Source organism: Pedobacter sp. Bi126 (assembly GCF_918698245.1).
In the GTDB taxonomy this organism is placed as follows: domain Bacteria; phylum Bacteroidota; class Bacteroidia; order Sphingobacteriales; family Sphingobacteriaceae; genus Pedobacter.
This window is the reverse complement of the sequence record NZ_CAKKMS010000002.1, coordinates 430,645-448,923: the sequence shown is the minus strand read 5'-3', so window position 1 is coordinate 448,923 and position 18,279 is coordinate 430,645. Positions and strand designations below refer to the sequence as shown.

Genomic DNA, 18,279 nt, shown 5'->3' with positions numbered 1-18,279 from the left:
ATCGGGACCTTTTTAAATATGATTATCGCCTAAGCGAAAATTTCTATTTTACTGCATCAATTACAGCTTTGAAAGCTTCTGGGTGATTCATTGCTAAATCAGCCAATACTTTACGGTTTAAACCGATTTCTTTAGAAGCTAGTTTACCAATTAATTGAGAGTAAGAAATACCGTGCTGACGAGCACCTGCATTAATACGTTGGATCCATAATCCGCGGAATTCTCTTTTCTTAACTTTACGGTCACGGTATGCATATTGCAAACCTTTTTCTACTGTGTTTTTAGCAACAGTATAAACCTTACTTCTTGCTCCCCAATAGCCTTTGGCTAGATTAAGGATTTTTTTTCTTCTTCTTCTCGAAGCTACTGCGTTTACCGAACGTGGCATGTTGTTGTTGTTTTTTGGCAAGCGGCGTTCCGTTTAACCGGAAACTTAAAGCCTGATACCTGGTGAATTAATAAATTACTTTCCGATACAAAGCATACGTTTAACGTTACCCATATCAGCATCAGATACGATACTTGCTTGACCTAAGGCACGTTTACGTTTAGTGCTCATCTTTGTTAAGATGTGACTTTTGTATGCGTTGTTTCTTTTGATTTTACCTGTTCCAGTAAGCGAAAAACGCTTTTTAGCACTGGAATTGGTTTTCATTTTTGGCATAACCTGTTTTTTAATTTATAAACCTATTTTTATTTTTTTGCTACTTTAGGCGCAACTGTTAGGAACATACGTTTACCTTCTAACTTAGGTAACAACTCTACTTTTCCTACATCTTCTAAAGCCTGAGCGAATTTTAACAATAAAATTTCTCCCTGCTCTTTGTAAACAATTGCTCTACCTTTAAAATGCACATAAGCTCTAACTTTCTCACCGTTCTCTAAAAAGCTTACTGCATGCTTCAATTTAAACTGGAAATCGTGATCGTTGGTATTAGGACCAAAACGGATCTCCTTAATTACAGTTTGTTTCGCATTAGCTTTAATTTCTTTCTGCTTTTTCTTTTGCTCATAAACAAATTTACTGTAATCAATAATTCTACAAACTGGTGGTACGGCATTTGGAGATATTTCTACCAAATCCAATTCCAGTTCATCAGCAAGTGCCAAAGCTTTTGCCAAAGGATAAATCCCCGGTTCAACATTATCGCCAGCTAAACGCACTTCGGGCGATTTAATATACTGATTAATGTTATGCTCTGCTTCTTTTTTCTTAAAAGGTGGACGTGGTCCCCTGTTAAATCCTGGTCTTCCTAATGCCAAATTTGTACTATTTAATTTAAACTGTTATTTCTTTTCTTAATAAATTGTTGAACTCTTCCAACGTCATTTCACCTAAATCTCCCTCACCATGTTTGCGGACAGAAACTTTTCTTTCTGCCATTTCCTTATCACCGATAATGAGCATGTATGGGATCTTTTTAACTTCCGAATCGCGTATTTTGCGACCGATTTTCTCATCACGAAAGTCAATCAGCCCGCGAATATCGGAATTATTTAGTTCATCTAAAACTTTTTTTGCATATTCTTCATATTTTTCTGAAATAGGAAGAACAATAAATTGCTCCGGACTTAACCATAACGGGAAGTTTCCGGCACAATGCTCAATCAAAACAGCAATAAATCTTTCCAATGAACCAAATGGTGCACGGTGAATCATTACTGGTCTGTGCTTCTGGTTATCGCTACCGGTGTATTCCAATTCGAAACGCTCTGGTAGATTATAATCAACCTGGATAGTACCTAACTGCCATTTTCTACCTAAAGCATCTTTCACCATAAAATCGAGCTTAGGGCCATAGAAGGCGGCTTCGCCATATTCTACGACAGTATTTAAGCCTTTTTCTGCAGCTGCTTCGATAATGGCATTTTCAGATAGTCTCCAATTTTCGTCAGAACCAATATATTTCGATTTGTTCTCCGGGTCTCTTAATGAAACTTGAGCAGTATAGTTATCAAAACCTAATGATTTAAATACATAAAGCACCAAGTCGATTACTTTTTTAAACTCTTCTTTCACCTGTTCTGGCATGCAGAATAAGTGTGCATCATCTTGAGTAAAGCCACGTACACGGGTTAACCCATGTAATTCGCCACTTTGTTCGTAACGGTAAACCGTACCAAACTCGGCAAAACGAACCGGAAGATCTTTATAAGAACGTGGTTTTGTTTTGTAAATCTCACAGTGGTGAGGGCAGTTCATCGGTTTTAAGAAAAACTCCTCTCCTTCTTGTGGTGTTTTAATTGGTTGGAACGAATCTTTACCGTATTTCTCCCAGTGACCTGAGGTTACATATAAATTTTTGTGTCCGATATGCGGTGTTACTACTTGCTCGTAACCTGCTTTAGCTTGTGCTTTAGTTAAAAAGTTCACCAAACGCTCGCGCAAAGCAGTTCCTTTAGGCAGCCATAAAGGCAAGCCCATGCCTACTTTTTCTGAGAAAGCAAACAGCTCCAGTTCTTTCCCTAGTTTACGGTGATCGCGTTTTTTTGCCTCCTCAATCATTAAAAGATATTCAGTAAGCTCGCTCGCCTTAGGAAAAGTTACCCCATAAATACGGGTTAACTGTTTTTTGGTTTCGTCGCCACGCCAGTAAGCACCAGCTACATTCATCAGTTTTACTGCTTTCACAAAACCAGTATTCGGAATATGTGGACCACGACATAAATCGGTAAATGAACCTTGGGTATAGAAAGTAATTTTACCATCTTCCAGGCCGTCAATTAAATCCAGTTTATACTCATCGCCTTTTTCGGTAAAATATTTTACCGCATCAGCTTTGCTTACACTTTCGCGTACAAAAGTTTCCTTTTGCTTAGCCAGTTCGATCATTTTGGTTTCGATGGCCTTGAAATCGTCCGAAGAAAATTCACGGTCACCAAAGTCTACATCATAATAAAAACCAGTTTCGATAGCCGGGCCGATACCGAATTTAGTACCCGGATAAAGTGCTTCTAAAGCCTCAGCCATTAAGTGAGCTGATGAATGCCAAAAAGTCGATTTTCCGGCAGTATCATTCCAGGTCAATAATTTTACTGATGAATCAGATTCGATCGGCCTTGTTGAATCCCAAACTTCGCCATTAACCTCAGCGGCTAATACGTTACGGGCTAAACCCTCAGAAATTGACAATGCAATTTGGTGGGCAGAAGTGCCCTTTTCATACTGACGGACAGAACCGTCAGGTAAAGTAATGTTAATCATCTACAACTATGATTTAATTTTTAAATAAAAAAGTTTTAAAGATCACTTACAATGTGATTTTATTTTGTGCAAATGTATGCATTTTTCGGCTAAAAAGCAAGGTAAAGCATAAAACCAGTGGGATTAAATTAGAAAGATTGCTTCACTCCAACGCAATTACCATGGCTTCAGTTTGCAATGACGAATCTTTCTTTGTGTTTATCTCCTTTACTAATCAATTCCGTTAATAAATTAAGATCTTATGTGAAGCCATGGTTCGTGTCTCCACTAACCACACTCGATTAGCTTAAAAATTTAACCTTCAAATATTTACGCAATGGAATATCGACGAATTTCATTACCACATAAGCGAAAACGGTTAAAAGCAGTACAGAAACCGGTATCACCACCCAAAGTAAGGATGCTGGTGGCTGAACTTCGGCTACATAGGTTAAAAATATCCAGACAAATGGATAATGTACCATATAAAGCGGATATGATATTTCGCCTGAAAGATTACAGATCTTTTTAAGCGATGGATTTAATACTGTACCTGCTCCTAGTGCCACTAAAAGTGGAAAATAAAACAGCACAAGTATCGGCTCGGTAATCCAATTGTATTTATCATTAAAAGGAACTAAAAAGGCTGCGAGCAAAGGCACGATCATGCCTAAAAAGCCAAGTTTATTTTTGATCACCCAATTTAAACGGTAAACCAGCATACCGGCTGTAAAAGAATACAGCACGCGTGCCCCACCGTCCCAGAAATTCTGCCCTCCCCAGCCGCCACCTACGTTAGTAGCGCGAACAGCTACATAACAAAGGCATACCGCTCCTATAACAACCAAAACGAGCAGTGTTTTTTTACCCAGGCGGTAAAGTATAAAAATGTAAAAGATATTGGCAATATATTCCCAGAATAACGACCAGGCTGGTGCATTTAAGCAGAATAAGTTGGTATAACGCTCGGGCATGGCCGGATAAGGGATTAAAAAAGCTGAGGATAAAAATAAAAGAAAGGTTTTCCCGAATCCATAAACCTCATAAAGATCGCTGTATGGGTCGATCAGAAAAGTAATCAGTCCTAAAACGGAACCAATAACCACCAGCGGGTGCAAACGGATAAGCCTTAATTTAAAGAACTGTGTAATCCCCATATGTGGTGCACGGCTATCGTAAGCATAGGCAATTACAAAACCGGATAAACAGAAAAAGAAATCGACAGCGAGGAAACCATGCGAAAGAAAATTCTTGTTATAATTGGTAATAGCGATTTCCATAAAGTGATAAATAACCACCACAATGGCCGCTACGCCCCTTAATCCATCTAAAATTTCGAAATGCTGCTTGGTTGCTAATAAATTTGTTTTGTTCTCGGCTGTAATCACTTTTGGCTAGGTTATATTCAACTCCAATAATAGTTATTCTCAGTTTAGATGCAAAAACTAAAGCCAACCCTTTCAAAAATGATACAAAAAAAGCCCTGAAAGCTTATACCTTCAGGGCTTTATTATAAGACTTCAGAAGTTCGCCTGTGGCTGGCCTAAAGCACAAACTTCGGAAGTCTCGCAGAATGAATTAATTCATACCAAATGATCTTACCTGGCCACCACCTGGTCTGTTCTGTCTAAAACGTTTCATCATGTTCTCCATTTTAGTTTTATACTCTTCAGCAGTGATCAATTTTGCTTTTTTAGGTGCGGTTACATCTTTTGTACTTACATTTCTATATTCGATGCTTTTGGCAATTGAGCTGTTACCTCTGCCTTCGATCGCTAAAACTGCACCTTCAGTCCACATATTTGGGTTCGGAGAAAAGTCGAAGCCTAAATCTTTTGTGTACCAGATTTTGGTTTCTTCTACTACGTTTTTATCCATATCCAGGATTTTTATCGCCCTTGTAGATCTTATAATCGCCTGGTGACAGGTAAAACCGATAATCTGTTTAGTAGAATCTGTTTTAATCACTTCTATGGTTGGTGCCGGAGCTGGTTTTGCTGCAGTGGTATCATTAGGATTTCTACCGCCCATTCTCATTGAGCCAATCGGACCAGAAGTAGATAAAGTTAATTTACTCGGCATGTAATATGTGGTATCGTTCAGATCAAAAACCTCTGTAAGTCCTTTATCTGCAAAGGTATAATAGTATTCTCTGTTACCACCGCCACCACCAAAACGCATCATCATACGGCCCATGCCGCCACCGCCACCACCTGCTCCATTACTATCCTCAGTTTCTTCAACTGGCATATAACTGGCATTTGTAGCCGTAAACAACAACTCGAAGTTGCTTTTGCTTGATGAGGGCATTCTGGCTTTCATCTGATCGGTTAGCTGGATACCGCTCGCCGAGGCCATAGCTGCCGGATCGATAATATTTTCAAATTGTATGGCTCCTGAAGTTTTTTTCTGCTGCGCATCTGCAATTGATGCAATTGATAAAACGCCCAGTAAAGCGAAGATTATTTTTTTCATTACGATTTTGTTTTGTTTGTTAGATACAAAAGCCTTAAAAAGGTTTAACAAAGGTATTGTAGTTTGTAATATAAAACGTGTTAAATTGTGTTAAAGATTACGTTTAGATCGTTTAAGGATAGATTTAGGCTGAAAGTAATTTAAATATTACAATGCCTAATCCTTTATTAGAAAAGCAGTACCTGTAGTGCTTCTGTACCGATAGTCCCGCCCTTTGCTTAATCCCGATTGAAATTATCTTAAATTAAATTGATCCTAAATCGGGATAACGCTGTCGGTCGGGTTTATTTTACTCTTGATAACAGTACTATTTACGCCAACTAAACCCGATCAAAGCGAGATGCTCCCGATTTTTCATCGGAGCAGAAGCGAGAGCGGGACTGCTCTATCCCATTGGCTTCTGCAACTGCTTTCCAAAATAAATTAGAGATTTAATCATCTTCAGCGTTACTTCCACAAAAGCTAAAGCTTGGTGGCTAGTATTCTGTACTTTCCAGCCAGCCATTACACAATACATCGGCAATGTGCATGGTTTTAATCGCAAGATTATTTTTCTCAATATACCCCTGAAGATGTAAAAGGCAAGATAAATCGGTCGAAATGATGTAATCTGCCTGCTGTGCGAGCGCATGATTAACTTTCTGCTCGGCCATTGCAGATGAAATGGCATCGAATTTAACCGCAAATGTTCCGCCGAAACCACAGCACATATCGGTATCTTCCATTTCGATCATTTCTAAACCGTGTACTTTAGAAAGCAACTGGCGGGGTTCATCTTTGATTTTGCACTCACGCAATGCGCTGCACGAATCATGGTAAACGGCTTTTCCTTCCAATTCAGCACCGAAATAATCTCTTTTGGCTACGTTTACCAGAAAATCAGAAAGCTCCCATATATTCGATTGCAAACTCCGGCATTTGTTGTGTACAATGGTATTGGTAAACAGATCGTTAAATCCACCTTTCACCATGCCTACACACGATGCTGACGGCGCTACGACATAGGTATTTTCGGTAAAATCGTTTAAGAATTTTGTACCCACTTCTTTAGCCTCATCCCAATAACCCGCATTGTATGCAGGTTGCCCACAACAGGTTTGTTTTGAATTGTAGGTTACATCACACCCCGATTTTTCTAATAACCTTAAAGTATTAAAAGCGGTTTCAGGATAGAGCTGATCTACAAAACAAGGCACAAATAATTCTACTTTCATAATATTCTTAACGACTGCAAACTTACAATTTTAGCGATTCTTTATGTTCGTTTTTTCTTAGAAGTACTAAAAGAACTAATCCAACAATAAAAAATGATGCCAAAGCGATAATTGAGTAGCGAATATTTCCGGTTAAATCTTCAATGTAAGCAAAACTGAAAAGGCCAATTACAATCGCCAATTTCTCCGTTACATCGTAAAAGCTGAAGAATGAAGTGCTATCTTTTGTATCAACCGGTAAATATTTAGAATAGGTAGAGCGCGATAAAGATTGGATTCCGCCCATAATTAAGCCTACAATTGCGGCCAATGAGTAAAATTGATACTCGCCAGTGATGTAATAACCAAAAACACAACAGCCTATCCATACTACAACTACCATAATTAACACATTTATATTCCCTATTTTTTTAGCTAAATACGACATGAGCATGGCACCGGGGATGGCAACAAGTTGAATGATCAATATTACTGCAATCAATTTTGCCGTTCCTAATTTTAATGTTTTTTCAGCAAAACCAGCAGCAGCAAGCATAATGGTTTGTACACCCATAGAGTAGAAAAAGAAAGAAACTAAAAATCCTTTTAAAACCCTCATTTGTTTAACCTGCGCCCAAACTTTCGATAATTCGCTAAAGCCATCTTTAAGGATATTCGTTTTTACTTTATCGTGCTGAGGTGTTCCGTTCGGAAGTGCTGAAAAAGGAATCTGAGAGAAACCGATCCACCATATACCAACTAATAAAAATGATAACCTTGGTGGAAATGAGAGATCTGTAATACCAAACCATCCTGGCTTTAACACAAATAGGAAACAAATCAGTTGAAGTAAAACTGAGCCGATGTAACCATACGAAAAACCTTGTGCACTCACACGATCCTGATGTTCTTCGGTTGCAATTTCAGGCAAATAAGAGTTGCTGAATAATACCCCTCCAATATATCCCATTGCAGCTATTGCAAACAAAATGATGCTCATTTCGAGCGTATCCAGTTTAAAGAAATATAAACCGATACAGGCGGCTCCACCCACATAGGTAAAGAATTTCATAAATGACTTTTTATTCCCTCTTCTATCGGCAATGGATGAAAGTATTGGCAAAGCAAAAGCCATAATCAAATAAGCAAACGACAAGGCATAATTGGAAAGCGAGGTATTTACAAAGGTCCGGCCAAAGAACTCCACTTTATCACCATGTTCTTTAGTGGTGGTAATAATGGTATAATAAGCCGGAAAAATAGTAGAAGTGATGACTAAGTTATAGGCAGAGTTTGCCCAATCGAAGAATGCCCACGAACGGATGGTTTTCTTATTGTTTTTTGTTATCATTTGTTTTTTCGCTTCGCGGAAGATTATACTGATTGTTTGATTATACAGATTAAATAGTTCATTACAAAACTAATATTTTATTGGTAACTTGATTGGCATTTTTCTCACATCTCACATCTCACATCTCACATCTCACATCTCACATCTAAAGATAATACTTCTTCCCATCAGTTTTTATCTTACCTGCATCTAATAATTCTCTAATGGTATCGATCCTTTCAGCTTCGGCACCATTTTTAATACTTGTAACCAGATCGTCAAGACTTAAAGGTTGTTGTTGCAGTAAAGAAACAATCTCAAATTCAATTTCCTCTCCCATCTGGCTCTGATTTTCGGCTCTTTTCTCAGCCAGGCAAACATCGCATACCCCACATTTTGCAGCATGATCTTCGTCGAAATAATGAAGCAGCTGAATACTCCTGCACAAATTTGATGAAGCGTAAGCTACCACTGCGTTAATCTGTTTATGTAGGATTTCCTTTCTCAGTTCGAGGTATTTCACGTCGAGATCGAAATGGTCCATATCTACTCTCGGCCTAATGTATTGCAATTGCGGCTGATCGGTTTGCTGCGTATAAGTAAGTAACTCGATGGCCTGCAATTTATTAAGCAATGCGATAATTTCTTTATACGACAATCCTGTTTTCTTGGCTAAATCGGCTTCATTAATCTTAACAAAACCGTCGAAAGCACCACCGTGCGAACGCAGAATGGTTTTTATAATGCCATCGTAAGCTTTATTTTCAATCTGAAAACGGTAAATGTCTTCATGACTGGCAATAAACATCATTCTTGATGGTAGAAAAACACTTTCAGATAAGGTGATGTAGCCATCGTGTTCTAAAAACTTCAAAGCAGAAATTGTTTTTAAAACACTAATATTAAATCTTTTACAGAAATCAGCTACATCAAAAGTAAAAGTTAAACCTTCGCCTGCACCAAATGCCAATTGAAAATAATTACCGAGGTAGTGATAGGTTTTTCTGATCTCATCTGGAGTAGGAAAACTATCTAAATACCTGGATTCTAAGCCCACAACATCGGATTGATTAGCTAACAGAACAGCGTAGCTTCGTTTTTCGTCGCGCCCTGCCCTACCAGCTTCCTGGTAATAGGCTTCTAAACTTTCTGGTAAATCTAAATGCACCACAAAACGAACATCTGCCTTATCAATTCCCATCCCGAAAGCATTTGTAGCCACCATAATCCGGGTTTTGTTATTTTTCCATTCTTCTTGTTTTAAAAAACGTACATCACGCTCTAATCCGGCATGGTAAAAATCGGCCTTAATCTGATTCCTATTGATAAAATTAGCAACCTCGGCGGTTTCCCTGCGGTTACGTACATAAACCAAACCTGTACCTTTTACTTTTTGGCAAATATCAATTAGTTTTTTATACTTATCTTCTTGGCCGAAAACCACGTAGCTTAAGTTATCTCTGGCAAAACTTTTAACAAAAACCTGTGGGTCTTTCATTTCAAGCTTCTCTACAATATCTTTCCGCACAAACTCAGTAGCAGTCGCGGTAAGTGCCAAAACAGGCACATTAGGAAGGATTTCGCGGAGTTTGGCGATCTTTTGGTATGGCGGACGAAAATCATAACCCCACTGCGAAATGCAATGTGCTTCATCTACAGCAATTAAATTTACATTCATGTACGAAATGCGAACCCGCACTAAATCAGACAATAAACGTTCAGGAGATAAATAAAGGAATTTGATTTTTCCGTAAATACAGTTATCCAGCAAGATATCGATTTCTCGTTTACCCATGCCAGCATAAATGGCAATGGCTTCAATCCCTTTAGATTTCAGGTTCTCTACCTGATCTTTCATCAAGGCAATTAAAGGCGAAACTACAATGCAAATCCCCTCTTTAACCAAAGCAGGAACCTGAAAACAGATCGATTTACCCCCACCTGTAGGCAATAATGCTAAACTATCCTTTCCTTCCAGAACCGAAGAAATAATATCTTCCTGTAAAGGCCTAAAAGCTTGATGTCCCCAATATTTTTGTAAAATCTCTATTGCTGTCATAAATCGGCGGTATCAAAACTATACATTTAATCTAAAATCACTACTTATTATTGATAGAAATTCAAAAAATCATCTTTAGAAAAGATTATTAACTTTGCTCATTAAGACAGATTACATGATAGAAACGCAGTTTGCAGATATTATTAGCTTAATTAAAAATGCCCGAACGGCTGCGTTAAAGACTGTAAATTCTACACTAATTAATCTGTATTGGAATATCGGCGAGTATATCCATAACAAGGTTAAAAAAGCCGAATGGGGACAATCGGTTGTAAAACAATTAGCCGAATTTTTATCAAAAAACGAACCTGGTTTGAAAGGTTTTTCGGATAAAAATCTTTGGCGGATGAAACAGTTTTACGAGAGCTACTGCGAATATCCAAAACTCTCACCACTGGTGAGAGAAATAAGCTGGTCGCACAATTTGGCTATCTTTTCTCGATGCAGTAATCCTGAAGCACGTGAATTTTATCTTAAATTATCAAAAAAAGAAAATTATTCTTTTAGAGAACTCGATCGTCAAATCTCGGCTGGCTTTTTTGAAAGATCGATTATTGGCAACGCAAAACTCTCAACGGTGTTGAGAGAATTACACGACGACCTAGAAAACAGTTTTAAAGATAGCTACGTATTTGAATTTCTTAATCTCTCAGAACCTCACACCGAAAGTGATTTACAAAAAAGTTTAGTTCAAGAAATGCGAAGTTTCATCCTTGAACTGGGAAAAGACTTTTTGTTTATCAGTGAAGAATACAAAATACAGGTCGGTAACAGCGATTTTTATATCGATTTGCTTTTTTATCACCGTGGCTTACAATGTTTAGTCGCATTTGAATTAAAAGTAGACAAATTCAAGCCCGAACATTTAGGCCAATTAAACTTCTATTTAGAAGCTTTAGATAGGGATGTTAAAAAATCAAACGAAAATCCAAGTATTGGCATTCTGCTTTGCAAAGATAAAGATAACGAAGTAGTAGAATATGCATTAAGCAGAAGCCTTTCTCCTACTTTGGTAGCTGAGTATAAAACCCAGTTACCTGACAAAAAATTACTCCAGAGAAAAATACACGAATTATTTAAATAACCATCCAAAATATAATGAAGCATCTCTATTTTCTATCCGCTCTTTCAATATTATTTTTTAGTTCAAACGCCCAAGAGAAAAAATGGGATATCGAAAAATACCAGGGCACCACAAAAAACTTTACCTTAAATACTGATGAAGGCACCTGGATGAACCTTGATGTAAGTGCTGATGGACAGGAAATTGCCTTTGATTTACTTGGCGACATTTACGTGATGCCAATTAGCGGAGGAGTTGCAAAACTAATTAGTGGTGGCATTGCCTGGGACGTTCAACCCCGTTTTAGTCCTAACGGAAAATACATTTCTTACACCAGCGATAAAAGCGGTGGAGATAATATATGGATTATGAACCGTGATGGTTCTGGCAAAAAACAGGTTACCAAAGAGAGTTTCAGGTTATTGAATAATGCCACCTGGATGCCAAATAGCGAATACCTAGTGGCCAGAAAACACTTTACCGCAAGCCGATCGTTAGGCGCTGGCGAAATGTGGATGTATAGCATAAACGGTGGCGACGGTGTACAGTTAACCAAACGTAAAAACGATCAACAGGATGCAGGTGAACCTAACGTTTCGCCAGATGGCAAATATGTTTACTTTAGTGAAGATGTAAGTCCGGGCCCTAATTTTGAATATAGTAAAGATCCTAACGGGACTATTTATGCCATCCGTCAACTGGATTTAACGACAGGAAAATTAACCACTTTGATTAATGAACAAGGTGGTGCCTGTCGCCCGCAAGTTTCTCCGGATGGAAATTTAATAGCTTTTGTAAAACGCGTAAGGTTAAAATCTACTTTATATGTCCAGAATCTGAAGACTGGCGAAGAATGGCCGGTTAACGAAGATTTATCTCATGATCAGCAGGAAACCTGGGCTATTTTTGGCGTTTATCCAAATTTTGCCTGGACTCCAGATAGCAAAAGCATTGTTTTCTATGCAAAAGGAAAAATCAGAAAAACAGAAATTGGTACATTGATCAACAGTACTATTCCTTTTCAGGCGAATACGATTCAAACCGTACAAAAAGCATTACATTTTGAACAGCAGGTTTTCAGCAATGAATTTTCAGCCAAAATGTTAAGACAATTAACCACTTCGCCTGATGGAAAAATAATTGTCTTTAATGCTGCAGGATACTTATACAAACAAGAATTACCAGCAGGAACACCAGAAAGGTTAACCAATGGATTGGATTTCGAATTTGAACCTGCTTTTAGTCCCGATGGAAAATATGTTGTTTATACCACCTGGAGCGATGAATTACGTGGCGCAATAAAGCGTACAGATGTAAAGTCAGGAAAAACCATTATGCTAACTGATGAAAAAGGTTTTTATTATTCCCCTCAATACTCAACAAAAGGCGATAAAATCGTTTTTAGAAAAGGAAGTGGTAACGATGTTTTAGGCTATAACTATGGTCGCGGAACAGGTATTTTTATGATGCCAGCCAATGGTGGTGCTAAAACTTTGATTTTAGATAATGGAATCCGTCCACAGTTTAACAATACCGATACCCGCATTTATTTCCAGAGTTATGCTGATGGCAAAAAAGCATTAAAAAGTATCGATTTAAACGGAGCGAACGAAAGAACACACTTTACTTCTCAATATGCAAATCAGTTTGTTATCAGTCCGGATAATAAATGGGTGGCATTTAACGAATTGTTTAACGTTTACATCACACCAATGATCAATATTGGTACGGCACAGGATGCATCAGCAGGCAATAAAGCCATTCCGGTTACAAAAGTGACTACCGATGGCGGAACATATATTCAATGGAGCGCCGATAGTAAAAGTCTGCATTGGACGTTGGGTCCTAAATATTTTACCGTTGATGTAAATAATGCTTTCAACTTTGATGGAGCTACCCCCAAAACCGAAGCATCTTCTATAGACATCAATTTGGTTTTAAAATCCGATATCCCTACCGGAATAGTGGCGTTGAAAGGCGCAAGGATTATCTCGATGAAAGGTGACGAAGTTATTGAAAATGGTACCATTATTACCGATGGAAATAAAATTACTGCGATAGGAAAAACAGATGAAGTAAGCATTCCGGCCAACGCCAAAGTAATTGATGTTAATGGCAAAACCATTATGCCAGGCATTGTTGATGTTCACGCGCACTTGCGCACCAGTCCTGATGGAATAACACCACAGAGCGATTGGAGTTATATGGCCAATCTGGCTTTTGGTGTAACCACTTCGCACGATCCGTCAAGCAATACCGAAATGGTTTTTAGCCAGAGCGAAATGCTTAAAGCAGGCAGAATGGTTGGCCCGAGGGTTTATTCAACAGGATCTATTTTATATGGTGCTGATGGCGATTTTAAAGTGGTGATTAATAGCTTAGATGATGCCTTGGCTAATCTGCGCAGGCTAAAGGCAGTTGGCGCATTTTCAGTAAAGTCGTATAATCAACCGCGTAGAGAGCAGCGTCAACAGATTTTAGAAGCAGCACGACAGTTAAATATGGAGGTTGTACCTGAAGGTGGCTCTACTTTTTTCACCAACATGAATATGGTTGCCGATGGGCATACCGGAATAGAACATAGTATTCCTGTTATACCGGTTTATAAAGATGTTACCACGCTTTGGAACAATACCGATGTAGCTTATACACCTACTTTAATTGTGGCTTACGGGGGACAATGGGGCGAAAATTACTGGTACGACAGAACCAATGTTTGGGAGAACGAAAAATTAATGACCTATACGCCGCGTTCGATTATTGATGCGAGAGCCAGACGGAGAACAACTTCTGAGTACAGCGACTATAACCATATCGACATTGCCAAAGCTGCTAAACAAATTGCTGACGGTGGTACAAAGATTAATCTTGGTGCCCATGGACAAATCCAGGGTTTAGGTGCACATTGGGAACTTTGGATGTTTGTTCAGGGTGGCTTTACGCCAATGCAAGCCATCAGGGCCGCAACGTTAAACGGCGCAAGTTATTTAGGGATGAACAAAGAAATCGGTTCACTAGAAGTTGGGAAACTAGCTGATATGGTGATTATGGATGCCAATCCATTAGATGATATCCGCAATTCGGAAAAAATTAAATATGTGATGATTAACGGCAGACTTTATGATAGTGCGACCTTAAATGAAGTAGGAACCAGAGAAAAACTTAGAGGTAAATTATGGTTCGAGAATATCAGAGGAAATGGCTATATTATTCCAAACGGAGAATCAGAAACCTGGACTTTTACTGTTCCGCATTGTGATTAAACTATAAATTTTGAGCCATGTAAAGGGTGCGATTGAATGCTCTTTACATGGTAAATTAAATCAACATGAAACCGAATAAACGCTACACTACCGCCTCAGTTGTATTCTTAGCACTCAGTGCACTCGTTTTTTCATACGACGGATATTATATTTTGGGTATCCAGACTGTAAACTTATTCCTGGCGTTAATTGCAATGGCTTACATCACATCTTTTATAGCAGTAATGAAAGACCGGAAATCTATTATTTCTTGGTTATTACTGATCTTAAATTCGATTATATTAATCTGCATCATCTATTTCCTGACGCATTTTAAAATGAAGATGTAGTAAAATAATGTTTGCGCTCGTTTCTAACGAGTGCAGCGATAGAATGACGATTTAATCGTCTAAATATTTTACGTTCGTTGGAAATGAGCCTAAGCAAAATTTACAAAACCAACAAACCGTATTCCCTAAGCGTATTGATCGGTTTAGAATACCAGAACAGCTCAAAGTTTTCCATTTCTTGTTCAAAATCGGTTTTAACCTCCTGAAAAGTGAAGACTTTTTCATTGGAGATCGAGATTTTATTTAAAATACTGTTCAGCCAGACTCCTTCCTTTTTATTGGTTTGCACAGTAAAAGTCTCTTTTTTATCGTGAAAAGTTAATGATGCCATTTCCCAGGTATTACCCTTTTTCGATTTGGTAAAATACTCGGCAGAAGGCTTTCCTCCTATCCAAACTACTTTTGCGGTAGGTTTTGTATTAAAATAATCCTCATCATTTAAAGCCTTTTCAATAAAATCTGAAGGGATTTTCGTCCTAGGAATTTTAAAATCAAACCAATCCTGCAGTTCATAATCAAAACAAATGCCATGCATAAAATTGAAAAGTGATTTTTTCAACCCGAAACTGAATTTATTATGGTCGATGCCCGTTTTATCGGTATAATTGATATCGTTATTGGCAAAAGTCCCGATCACTTCAGTGTCTTTTACCACCCCAAATTTTTCCGGGTACATGCCTACCGGACTATGTGCCGTCATGGCAAATTGGTGCCAAAAGCCTGATTGTAATATCCCAACTTCAAACAACTGGCGTACCATCTCCAAACTGTCGATCGTTTCCTGTACTGTTTGTGTGGGGTAGCCATACATCAAATAAGCATGAACCATGATTCCAGCTTCGGTAAAATTACGGGTAACCTTAGCCACTTGTTCTACCGTTACGCCTTTATCGATCAGCTTTAACAAACGATCTGAGGCAACTTCCAGTCCACCCGAAACGGCAATACAACCCGAAGCCTTTAACAATAAACATAAATCTTGAGTAAAGCTTTTTTCAAAACGGATGTTTGTCCACCAAGTAACCGCTAATTTCCTTCTGATGATTTCTAAGGCAACCTCTCGCATTAAAGCCGGTGGTGCAGCCTCATCAACAAAGTGAAAGCCATTTTGCCCGGTCTTTTCATATAGATCCTCAATCCGATCTACAATCAATTTGGCGGCAACCGGTTCGTAAACTTTGATATAATCGAGTGAAATATCGCAGAACGTACATTTGCCCCAGTAACAACCGTGGGCCATGGTGAGTTTGTTCCATCGCCCATCACTCCACATGCGGTGCATGGGGTTTACGATTTCAATTACCGAAATATATTTATCCAATAATAACCCTGTATAATCTGGCGTACCTACATCAGCCTGCTTATAATCATTTCTGAAGGCATCGTTACGGTAAACCACCTTGCCCTTTTCTAGCAGGAAAGTCCTTTTATAAAAATGGGCTTCAGCTGGAATAGGATGTGTAATATTTTGATGTAAGAGTTCAATTGGTAATTCGCCGTCATCTAAGGTAATGTAATCGAAGAATTCAAAAACCCTTGCATCCGATAATGATCTTAATTCTGTATTCGGGAAACCACCGCCCATAGAAATTTTGATTTCTGGGTAATTGGCCTTGACCCATTGTGCACAACGGAAAGCACTATACAAATTGCCCGGAAAAGGAACAGAAATCAGGAACAATTTAGGCTGAACAGTTTCAATTTTCTCTTTTAAAACCGAAATCAGGATCTCATCTATGTAGGTTGGTTCTTTATGCAAAGCATCGTACAGTTCATCAAAGGAATTAGCACTTCTGCCTAAACGTTCTGCATAACGGCTAAAACCAAAATTTTCATCAACACACTCTACTATGTAATCCGATATGTCTTCAAGAAAAAGTGTAGCCAAATGTTTCGCTTTATCTTGCGTACCCATTGCCCCAAAAGCCCAATCCAACTCTTCTAAAGCTGCAAAACGCGAAGCTTGGGGCAGAAAATCATCACTACAGATCTGCAATGCCAAAGTTGGATTTTTGCCTTGTAAAAATGCAATTACCGCATCGATGGTTTTTAAATATTCATCTTGTAAAGCGAAAATACGTTTAGCATTATCGCTTCTTGGATTTTCACTATCAATGCAAAAACTTCGCTCAGTGTGATTGAACAGATCTTGCAATCCTTTTTTAGAGAACAATTCCAAAATCACCTCAATGCCTAGATCGGCCTGTGTAGCGCTGATATTTTTAGTGTTCAGAAAACCTTTTATATACGCCGTTGCTGGATATGGGGTATTCAGTTGGGTAAATGGCGGCGTAATGGCAAATATTTCGGTTTTCAAAGGGAATTGTTTTTTCTGCAAAAGTACGGGATTTTTTAATAGCGTCGTTACCCTGTCCCGATTTTACATCGGGGTCAGGGCCTATAAGCTGCTGATCTCGAAAATTCGGGACAGCATGACGAATATACCTGGATATGCAATTAATTTAAACTAAAACACCAATTTACACGTTTTAACCCTACATCAACACGTTTTCTACCTAAATGAAAGTTTTTTGTTTCTACATCCTGATGCTCAGTGTGCAAATCAGCTTTGCACAAAAAGCATTTGTATTTCCTAAAATTAAAACACAAGGATCTTCCATTGAGCAAATTACTCCACCCAACTGGACCGTTATCGATCATGTTTATGGCGACTTAAACAACGATGCCTCAGACGATCTGGCGGTAGTTTTTGAGTTTAACAGATCGATTGATGAAACCCGTGTTTATGGAGACAACAATACAGATATCATTAAAGAAACCCAGAAACCAAGAATATTGGCTATCTTTTTTAAAGATAAATCAACTGGGGCTTTTAGCTTATCAACCCAAAATAATGATTTCATTCTACGTTCCGAAGAAGGTGGTAAACTGGGTGATCCGTTACAACAGATTGCGATTAAAGATCAACAACTCTATCTCCGCTTCCAGGGTGGCTCGGAATGGCGCTGGGAACTGGGTTATACCTTTAAATTTGAGAATAAAGACTGGTTTTTAACCAGTGCGATAAATCTTTATTTTAACCAGAACAGTGGCGATATGACCGAAAGGGTTTACGATTTTAAAACCCGCGAATTATTTACTACTGTTGGTAATCTACACCGAAGGGATATTGCAAACCGAAAAACAAGTGAGGTTTTATATTTTTCGCAGCTCAGAACGTTCAAAACCTTTAAAAAGCCATGGGCATGGGAGATTATGCCAAATGTTTATTTGTAGATCCAAACCTATCAGGTTTTAGAAACCTGGTAGGTTTATTTAGCTTGCCCCCTAAGAACCGCTGTTTTAGGTTAAATAAACCTGATAGAACGAAAAGCCCGGAGCGAAGCATGAGTGAGGACTTGGAGGGATAGCAGGGCTGCACC

14 protein-coding genes are annotated in these 18,279 nt (G+C 38.5%); 4 read left to right on the top strand and 10 right to left on the bottom strand.

Features of this window, described 5'->3' with window-relative positions:
- Positions 1-43 precede the first annotated feature (43 nt).
- From rplT to LQ201_RS07060, 9 genes are all read right to left on the bottom strand, one after another.
- Positions 44-388: a 50S ribosomal protein L20 gene (gene rplT, locus LQ201_RS07100; RefSeq protein WP_025144714.1), complete on the bottom strand. Its 345-nt coding sequence runs from the start codon at positions 386-388 to the stop codon at positions 44-46.
- 75 nt (positions 389-463) lie between these two features.
- Complete coding sequence (rpmI, locus tag LQ201_RS07095; RefSeq protein WP_029279105.1) at positions 464-664, bottom strand: 50S ribosomal protein L35; 201 nt, start codon at positions 662-664, stop codon at positions 464-466.
- A 29-nt stretch (positions 665-693) separates the two neighbouring features.
- On the bottom strand, positions 694-1,263 hold the full coding sequence (gene infC, locus LQ201_RS07090) for a translation initiation factor IF-3 (RefSeq protein ID WP_051691975.1): 570 nt from the start codon (positions 1,261-1,263) through the stop codon (positions 694-696).
- 16 nt (positions 1,264-1,279) lie between these two features.
- On the bottom strand, positions 1,280-3,205 hold the full coding sequence (gene thrS / locus LQ201_RS07085; RefSeq protein ID WP_230140558.1) for a threonine--tRNA ligase: 1,926 nt from the start codon (positions 3,203-3,205) through the stop codon (positions 1,280-1,282).
- Between the two features lie 281 nt (positions 3,206-3,486).
- Positions 3,487-4,572, bottom strand: a complete 1,086-nt coding sequence (locus LQ201_RS07080) for an acyltransferase (RefSeq protein WP_230140550.1) — start codon at positions 4,570-4,572, stop codon at positions 3,487-3,489.
- 190 nt (positions 4,573-4,762) lie between these two features.
- Complete coding sequence (locus tag LQ201_RS07075; RefSeq protein WP_230140548.1) at positions 4,763-5,659, bottom strand: hypothetical protein; 897 nt, start codon at positions 5,657-5,659, stop codon at positions 4,763-4,765.
- Between the two features lie 476 nt (positions 5,660-6,135).
- Positions 6,136-6,873, bottom strand: coding sequence for a (Fe-S)-binding protein (locus LQ201_RS07070; RefSeq protein ID WP_029279118.1), 738 nt, complete (start codon positions 6,871-6,873; stop codon positions 6,136-6,138).
- Positions 6,874-6,895: 22 nt separating this feature from the next.
- The gene (locus tag LQ201_RS07065; protein ID WP_230140547.1) at positions 6,896-8,203 is read right to left on the bottom strand and encodes an MFS transporter; all 1,308 of its coding nucleotides are present in this window, start codon (positions 8,201-8,203) and stop codon (positions 6,896-6,898) included.
- A gap of 145 nt (positions 8,204-8,348) precedes the next feature.
- Complete coding sequence (locus tag LQ201_RS07060) at positions 8,349-10,241, bottom strand: ATP-dependent DNA helicase RecQ (RefSeq protein ID WP_230140545.1); 1,893 nt, start codon at positions 10,239-10,241, stop codon at positions 8,349-8,351.
- A 115-nt stretch (positions 10,242-10,356) separates the two neighbouring features.
- Between LQ201_RS07060 and LQ201_RS07055 the strand changes: the two genes are divergently transcribed.
- The 3 genes from LQ201_RS07055 to LQ201_RS07045 all read left to right on the top strand — a co-directional run bounded on the left by LQ201_RS07055 (position 10,357) and on the right by LQ201_RS07045 (position 14,896).
- A complete protein-coding gene (locus tag LQ201_RS07055) occupies positions 10,357-11,325 on the top strand; it encodes a YhcG family protein (RefSeq protein WP_230140543.1) in 969 nt (322 codons plus the stop codon).
- Positions 11,326-11,339: 14 nt separating this feature from the next.
- Positions 11,340-14,567: an amidohydrolase family protein gene (locus LQ201_RS07050; protein WP_230140541.1), complete on the top strand. Its 3,228-nt coding sequence runs from the start codon at positions 11,340-11,342 to the stop codon at positions 14,565-14,567.
- A 65-nt stretch (positions 14,568-14,632) separates the two neighbouring features.
- Positions 14,633-14,896 carry a hypothetical protein gene (locus LQ201_RS07045; protein ID WP_230140534.1) on the top strand — a complete coding sequence of 88 codons (264 nt, stop codon included), beginning with the start codon at positions 14,633-14,635 and terminating at the stop codon, positions 14,894-14,896.
- A gap of 100 nt (positions 14,897-14,996) precedes the next feature.
- On the opposite strand, the gene LQ201_RS07040 is transcribed toward LQ201_RS07045, so the two are convergent.
- Entirely contained in the window at positions 14,997-17,213 is a 2,217-nt protein-coding gene (locus tag LQ201_RS07040) for a radical SAM protein (protein ID WP_230140532.1), read from the bottom strand.
- A gap of 203 nt (positions 17,214-17,416) precedes the next feature.
- On the opposite strand from LQ201_RS07040, the gene LQ201_RS07035 reads away from it, so the two are divergent.
- On the top strand, positions 17,417-18,133 hold the full coding sequence (locus LQ201_RS07035) for a hypothetical protein (protein WP_230140530.1): 717 nt from the start codon (positions 17,417-17,419) through the stop codon (positions 18,131-18,133).
- Positions 18,134-18,279: the final 146 nt, after the last annotated feature.

Coding starts and splice junctions, on each gene's coding strand:
- LQ201_RS07060 (WP_230140545.1), bottom strand. CDS start 10,241: ATGACAGCAATAGAGATTTTACAAAAATATTGGGGACATCAAGCTTTT.
- LQ201_RS07075 (WP_230140548.1), bottom strand. CDS start 5,659: ATGAAAAAAATAATCTTCGCTTTACTGGGCGTTTTATCAATTGCATCA.
- thrS (WP_230140558.1), bottom strand. CDS start 3,205: ATGATTAACATTACTTTACCTGACGGTTCTGTCCGTCAGTATGAAAAG.
- LQ201_RS07045 (WP_230140534.1), top strand. CDS start 14,633: ATGAAACCGAATAAACGCTACACTACCGCCTCAGTTGTATTCTTAGCA.
- LQ201_RS07065 (WP_230140547.1), bottom strand. CDS start 8,203: ATGATAACAAAAAACAATAAGAAAACCATCCGTTCGTGGGCATTCTTC.
- LQ201_RS07070 (WP_029279118.1), bottom strand. CDS start 6,873: ATGAAAGTAGAATTATTTGTGCCTTGTTTTGTAGATCAGCTCTATCCT.
- rplT (WP_025144714.1), bottom strand. CDS start 388: ATGCCACGTTCGGTAAACGCAGTAGCTTCGAGAAGAAGAAGAAAAAAA.
- LQ201_RS07055 (WP_230140543.1), top strand. CDS start 10,357: ATGATAGAAACGCAGTTTGCAGATATTATTAGCTTAATTAAAAATGCC.
- LQ201_RS07035 (WP_230140530.1), top strand. CDS start 17,417: ATGAAAGTTTTTTGTTTCTACATCCTGATGCTCAGTGTGCAAATCAGC.
- LQ201_RS07050 (WP_230140541.1), top strand. CDS start 11,340: ATGAAGCATCTCTATTTTCTATCCGCTCTTTCAATATTATTTTTTAGT.
- rpmI (WP_029279105.1), bottom strand. CDS start 664: ATGCCAAAAATGAAAACCAATTCCAGTGCTAAAAAGCGTTTTTCGCTT.